4 protein-coding genes are annotated in these 7,113 nt (G+C 55.7%); all 4 read right to left on the reverse strand.

Annotation, left to right across the window (positions count from 1 at the left end; all coding sequences use genetic code 11):
- Positions 1 to 12: 12 nt before the first annotated feature.
- On the reverse strand, positions 13 to 3,060 hold the full coding sequence (gene fdnG, locus Dpoa2040_RS02735; RefSeq protein ID WP_071604294.1) for a formate dehydrogenase-N subunit alpha: 3,048 nt from the start codon (positions 3,058 to 3,060) through the stop codon (positions 13 to 15).
- Between the two features lie 492 nt (positions 3,061 to 3,552).
- Entirely contained in the window at positions 3,553 to 6,153 is a 2,601-nt protein-coding gene (locus Dpoa2040_RS02740) for a bifunctional aconitate hydratase 2/2-methylisocitrate dehydratase (RefSeq protein WP_168640207.1), read from the reverse strand.
- A gap of 322 nt (positions 6,154 to 6,475) precedes the next feature.
- Positions 6,476 to 7,018, reverse strand: coding sequence for a citrate lyase holo-[acyl-carrier protein] synthase (gene citX, locus Dpoa2040_RS02745; protein ID WP_168640208.1), 543 nt, complete (start codon positions 7,016 to 7,018; stop codon positions 6,476 to 6,478).
- The coding region (locus tag Dpoa2040_RS02750) for a citrate lyase subunit alpha (RefSeq protein WP_168640209.1) at positions 7,015 to 7,113 on the reverse strand (99 nt) is incomplete at its 5' end. The genes citX and Dpoa2040_RS02750, both read right to left, overlap by 4 nt.

Consider the following 7,113-nt stretch of genomic DNA (forward strand, 5'->3'; position numbering starts at 1 on the left):
AACGTTTTACCCTTACACCTTTTCCACATTGACCAGGAACGCCTTGTATTCCGGCGTTTGCGAGTTGGCATCGCCGACGCTGGGCGTCAGGGTATTCGCCAGGAATCCCTTGCGCGTCGTGCCCTCAAATCCCCAGTGACAGGGAATACCGACGGTTTCAATCGCTTTTCCGGCCACGGTCAGCGTTCTGATACGCTTGGTCACCACTGCTTTCGCTTTGATGTAACCGCGCTGGCAGGAGACTTTCACCATATCGCCGGCCTGGATACCTTTGCTTTTCGCCAGGTTTTCGCCGATTTCGACAAACTGCTCTGGCTGGATGATCGCGTTCAGCCGTGCGTGTTTGGTCCAGTGGCGGAACAGCTCGGTAATGGAATAGGTAGTAGCGACATACGGGAAATCGCTCGCCTTGCCCATGGTTTTTGCATCACGCGCGAACAGGCGCGCCGCCGGGTTGGACACCACTGCCGGGTGCAGCGGGTTGGTGCCAATCGGGGTTTCTATCGGTTCGTAGTGTTCCGGGAACGGGCCGTCCGCCAGCTTATCCAGCGAGAACAGACGCGCCACCCCTTCAGGCAGCATGATGAACGGCATGGTGTCTTTGCCCGGCGGTACTGTGGCGGCAAAATCCGGCACGTCGATGCCTTTCCATTTCTGGCCGGTCCATTCCAGCAGCTTGCGTTTGCTGTCCCAGGGTTTGCCCTGCAAATCCGCCGAGGCGCGGTTGTACAGAATGCGGCGGTTCTGCGGCCAGCACCAGGCCCAGCCCGGCGTACAGCCCAGACCCACATCGGTATTGTCGCGGTTCGCCATCTGGTTGCCGGCTTCAGTCCAGCTACCGGCGTAAATCCAGCAGAAGCTGGCGGTGGTGCCGTCGTCACGCAGTTGCGAGAAGTCCGCCAGCTGCTGGCCTTTTTTCAGCAGTAGATTGCCTTTGTCGTCGAACACGTCCGCCAGCGCCATACCATTGGATTCGCGGGCGATCTCTTCCGGCGTCGGGTCTTCCGGGTCCTGATAATTCCAGTTGATGTTCAGCACCGGTTCCGGGCAGACGCCGCCCTCTTCACGGTACAGTTCACGCAGGCGCATCATCAGGCGACCAAGAATTTTACCGTCGTGCAGCGCTTCACCCGGCGGTTCAGCCGCAGCCCAGTGCCATTGCAGCCAGCGACCGGAATTGGCGATGGAGCCGTTTTCTTCAGCAAAACAGCTGGACGGCAGGCGGAACACTTCGGTCTGAATCTCAGCCGAATTCACGTCATTAAACTCGCCGTGGTTCTGCCAGAAGGTGGAGGTTTCGGTCGCCAGCGGGTCGATCACTACCATGTATTTCAGCTTCGACAGCGCAGCCGTGGCCTTGTTTTTGTTGGAGAACGCCGCCAGCGGGTTGAAGCCCTGAACGATGTAGCCGTTCATTTTGCCGTCCAGCATCAGTTCGGTCTGGACCATCACGTCATAGCTGCGGTCCCACTTCGGCAGCCAGTCATAGCCCCAGTTGTTGGAGGCCTGCGCGTTATCGCCCCAGAAGCTCTTCATCATGCTGATGAAAAACTTCGGCGTATTCTTCCAGTAGTTGACCTGATCCGGCAGCAGTGCGTCCGGCGTTATCTGGCTGAGATAAGTTTTCAGATCACCCTGCTTTTCAGACGGCAGCGGCATGTAACCCGGCAGGTTAAGGCTCAGCAGCCCCAGGTCGGTATAGCCCTGAATGTTGGAGTGACCACGCAGCGCATTGATGCCGCCGCCCGCCATACCGATGTTGCCGAGCAACAACTGAATGATTGCCGCCGTGCGGATAATCTGCGCACCGTTGGTATGGTGAGTCCAGCCCAGCGCGTACATGAAGGTCGCGGTTTTATTGGGTACGCTGGTACTCGCCAGCGACTGGCAGATCTCTTCATACGCTTTCGCTGGTGTACCGCACAGCGAGGTCACCATCTCCGGCGTATAGCGGGAAACATGTTTTTTCAGCAGGTTCCACACGCAGCGCGGATGAGTCAGGGTCATGTCCCGTTTGGCGAAACCGTCAGCTCCCAGCTCGTACTGCCAGCTGCTCTTGTCATACTGATGCGTCTGGCTGTTATAACCGCTGAACAAGCCTTCATCAAAGCTGAAATCTTCACGCACGATCAGGCTGGCGCTGGTGTAAGACTTCACATACTCGTGGTGAATTTTGTCATGGGTAATCAGATAATTGACGATACCGAGCAGGAAAGCGGCGTCAGAACCGGCGCGGATCGGCGCGTACAGATCGGCGACGGCAGCAGAACGGTTAAAGCGCGGGTCAACCACAATCAGTTTGGCATCGTTATGGGTTTTAGCTTCCACCGCCCATTTGAAGCCAACCGGATGCGCTTCCGCCGCGTTACCGCCCATCACGATAATCACATTGGCGTTTTTGATGTCCACCCAGTTGTTGGTCATCGCCCCGCGGCCAAAAGTCGGCCCTAACGCTGCCACGGTCGGGCCATGGCACAGGCGCGCCTGACAATCAATGGCGATCATCCCCAGCGAGCGGGCGAATTTCTGGTCGAGAATGCCGGTTTCATTACTGGCAGCGGAGGAACACAACATCCCGGTGGTCAGCCAGCGGTTGACCAATGCGCCTTTGGCGTTGACGCGCTCGAAATTGGCGTCACGGTCTTTTTTCATCAAGCGGGCGATACGGTCAATGGCGTCGTCCCAACTGATACGCTGCCATTTGTCCGAGCCGGGCGCACGGTATTGCGGGTATTTCAGGCGACCTTCGCTGTGGATGTAGTCCACCAGACCAGCGCCCTTCGGACATAACGAACCGCGGCTGACCGGGTGATCCGGGTCGCCCTCGATGTGAAAAATAGCGGGTTTAGCGTTTTTAGCCCCGTCGCCCAGGCTGTACATCAACAGCCCACACCCCACAGAGCAATAAGTACAGTTATTGCGTGTTTCTTTTGACCGCAACAGCTTGTACTGACGGACAGAAGCCATTGCTTCCGTGGGTGCAAATCCTAAAACAGCGAGTGTAGTCCCTGCCATTCCCCCGGCGCAGACTTTAAAAAAGCCTCTTCGATTAACTTGCATGTCTTTCCCTATCATTTTGTGTGTCTTTTTTGTTGCGGGAAATCTAACAACACGCCGCGAGGAGATTTTGAGCAAAATCAATAATTGCAGTTTTAATAGTATATTCACCCCCTTTATGGGTATTTGCAGATGAAATTACGCTATGCAACTCAATACACAACGATAACTGTGTCTATTTAATAGACATTCCGCCACTATATTTGTCCGCGCCCTTTCCGGCATTAACGCGTCATCACTTCATGTCACTTACCGGCCTTCACCTTAACCGGCAACACATCTGCACGAAAAATTTAACAACGCAAGGCCGCTGAAGAGGGGAACGAAGAAATAACCGGATTGATGTTGCAACATATCGACAACATCCAACAGGCGAGTAGGCAGGATATCGTGGTTAAAAGAATGGGCAGGCTGAAAGACTCAGCCTGCCCACGAAACAACAGCGAAAATGTGCAGTCAGGACTGACCCGCATCAACAGATACGGGCCTGAAGCCTTAGACTGCTTGTACCGGAATTCGCGTTGTTGCCGCCGGGTCTGACGGTGCGGCAAAATTCAAATAACGGTAAATCTCTGGTGCAGACTGGGACAATATCGCCACCTGTTGCAGGTATTCCGCCGCCGTGGGCAAGCGACCCAACATAGCCGCGACCGTACTCAACTCCGCCGATGCCAGATAGACATTGGCATCAGTACCAAGACGGTGCGGGAAATTGCGGGTAGAAGTGGAGACGACATGGCTGCCTGCCTTCACTCTGGCCTGATTACCCATGCATAACGAGCACCCGGCAGGCTCAATACGTACGCCTGACTTGATAAACTGGCTGAAATAACCCTCGTCGCTGAGTTGACGGGCATCCATACGCGTTGGCGGGGCCAGCCACAACCGGGCGGAGATATCCCCCTGATGTTGCGACATCAGCTTACCTGCGGCACGGAAATGCCCGATGTTGGTCATGCATGAACCGATAAATACCTCATCAATGCGGTTTCCTGCCACGTCGGAGAGGGTTTTCACATCATCAGGATCATTCGGGACACACAAAATCGGCTCGTTGATGGTCGCCAGATCTATCTCGATTACCGCGGCATACTCCGCATCAGCATCGGCAGTCAGTAACTGCGGGTCATCCAGCCACTGCTCCATGCGATTAATACGGCGTTCCAGCGTTGGCGCATCCTGATATCCCTCGTCTATCATGGTACGCAGCAACGCCACATTCGAGCGCAGATAGGTTTCCACTTCTTCCTGCTCAAGCTTAATGGTACAAGCCGCCGCCGAGCGCTCTGCCGAGGCATCCGACAGTTCAAACGCCTGCTCCACGCTCAAGCCGCTCAGACCTTCAATTTCCAGAATGCGGCCAGAGAAGATGTTTTTCTTGCCCTGCTTCGCTACCGTCAGCAGCCCCTGCTGAATGGCAAAATACGGGATGGCATGGACCAGATCACGCAACGTGATGCCTGGTTGCATTTGCCCCTTAAAGCGCACCAGCACCGACTCCGGCATATCCAGCGGCATGATGCCGGTTGCCGCAGCAAACGCCACCAGACCGGAACCGCCGGGGAAAGACAGCCCAATCGGGAAACGGGTGTGGGAGTCTGCACCTGTACCAACGGTATCCGGCACCAGCATCCGGTTGAGCCAAGAATGGATGATGCCATCGCCTGGACGCAGCGATACCCCATTACGCTGGGTAATGAAATCCGGCAAGGTTTTGTGCAGGTTAACATCGACCGGTTTCGGGTAAGCCGAGGTATGGCAGAACGACTGCATCACCAGATCGGCGGAAAATTGCAGACAAGCCAAATCTTTCAGCTCGTCACGTGTCATGCCGCCGGTGGTATCCTGAGAACCAACCGTCGTCATGCGCGGTTCACAGTACTGGCCCGGACGCACGCCAGCCACGCCGCACGCCTTGCCCACGATTTTCTGTGCCAGCGTATAGCCGCGCGACGACTCGGCTGGCGCTTTGGGCAGACGAAATGCCGTGCTTGCCGCCAACCCCAGTGACTGACGAGCACGCGCAGTCAGGCTGCGGCCAATAATCAGCGCAATACGCCCACCTGCGTGCACTTCATCAAGCAGCACGTCAGTTTTCAGGGTAAAACGGGTGATCAAGGCATTATCATCATGGCGACGCACTTCACCCTGATAAGGGTAAATATCAATCACATCGCCGGTTGCCAGTGCGGTCACATCCATTTCAATCGGCAGCGCCCCAGAGTCTTCCAGTGTATTGAAGAAAATTGGCGCGATTTTACCGGCCAGCACCACCCCGCCAGCACGCTTATTCGGTACAAACGGAATGTCCTGACCGATGTGCCACAGAATCGAGTTAGTGGCTGATTTACGCGACGAACCGGTTCCCACCACATCGCCCACATACACCAGCGGATAGCCTTGTTTTTTCAGTGCCAGCATCTGCGCCACCGGCCCAATACTGCCCGGTTTATCCGGCGTAACACCATCGCGGGGCACGCTCAACATGCATAGTGCATGTAGCGGAATATCCGGACGCGACCAGGCTTCCGGTGCCGGTGACAGGTCATCGGTGTTGGTTTCACCCGACACTTTGAACACCGTCAGAGTGATTTTTTCCGCCAGTGCCGGACGTGAGTTAAACCACTCGGCATCAGCCCAAGATTGTAATACCCGCCGTGCAGCAGCATTTCCCTGCCCGGCTTTCTTTTCAATCTCACCAAAATAATCAAATATCAGCAGCGTATGGCTGAGCGCTTTTACCGCTTCTTCTGCTAATACATCGCTATCGAGCGCATCAATTAATGGCTGAATATTATAGCCACCCTGCATAGTCGCTAATAAACGCACAGCGGCAATCGGAGAAATTGCCGCAATAGTTATCTCGCCACGTACAACTTTCCCTAAAAATGCCGCTTTAACCTGTGCTGCATCATCCACTCCGGGGGAAATATGGTATGTCAGCAGCTCAAGCCACGCCGGAATATCAGCCGATGACTGATTTTCTGCAGCAGATAATTGTGCTACCAGCTCTGTAGCCTGCTGTGCAGTTAACGGCTTGGGCGGAATACCCATTTCACGTCGTTCAGCAATATGGGCATTATAATTTTCTAACATGACAACTCCTTACCATGGCAATGGTAATCAATGCGTAATTAACGCCAAAATAAAAACAGGTTTTAGCTCAGAGTATTGAAATAACAATTGGCGATATCATTTTTATAATTCTCAGTCAGAGAATGCGTCCTAACCCTGGAAAATAAATAACGATCAAGCGGAGAAAGTCAGCGCCGCGATACTGGCCTGAAATAACGGCGCCTCCCTATTACGGGTGAACACCTATTACGAGTATTACGGGTTCACCCAGCCAACCAGACCCGGTTTCGGCGTCAGCCTTACCACCAAAGCCGACACCACCCGATGGTGAAGAACTTGCTGCTTAGCGACCATCAAACCAGTCACGCAGCATCTCCTCGATGCGCCCGGTCACCGCCGTCAGCGTATGGCGCTGCCCACGGGAACACATATGAGCCGGCTCATCACACAGCAGACACCGCCGCGGCTCGTGCGCCAGCAACGTTCTGCTTATCGAGCCTTCCTGTGGGCAAAATACGTCAAAATCCCACAACCGGCCCAGCGGATGCTGCTCTTCCAGCGCAATCGCCGCCGCCTTCACGCTCAGCGCATCCTTGCTCATCACCCAGAACGCCTCCGCTCCCGTCTCCTGCCAGGTCACCTCCCGCTCCAGCACCGGCCAGCCGCGGGCCACACACAGCGCATCAAACGCCCCAACGGCGGCCTCCATCGCGCCACGGTAACCCGGCGCATCCTTCACCGCTCCCGGCGTCACCAGCGTCAGCGACACCAGCGTCGACCGGTGCCGCGCCAGCAGCTGCTGCTGCCGCGCATGGCGGCGATCTTTCGCCGCCAGCACCTGCTCCAGGGTCACGGCAACCGGCACACCCGTCGCCACCTCGCTCACGCGTTGTCCTCTTTCACCTGACGCACCACGTCAATCACCGTGCCGTCCCGGTAGCGGATCACCCCAACAATCCGGTCGTGGAACTCGATCGCCTT

The sequence above is a fragment of the Dickeya sp. CFBP 2040 genome (assembly GCF_012273755.1).
Lineage (GTDB): Bacteria > Pseudomonadota > Gammaproteobacteria > Enterobacterales > Enterobacteriaceae > Dickeya > Dickeya poaceiphila.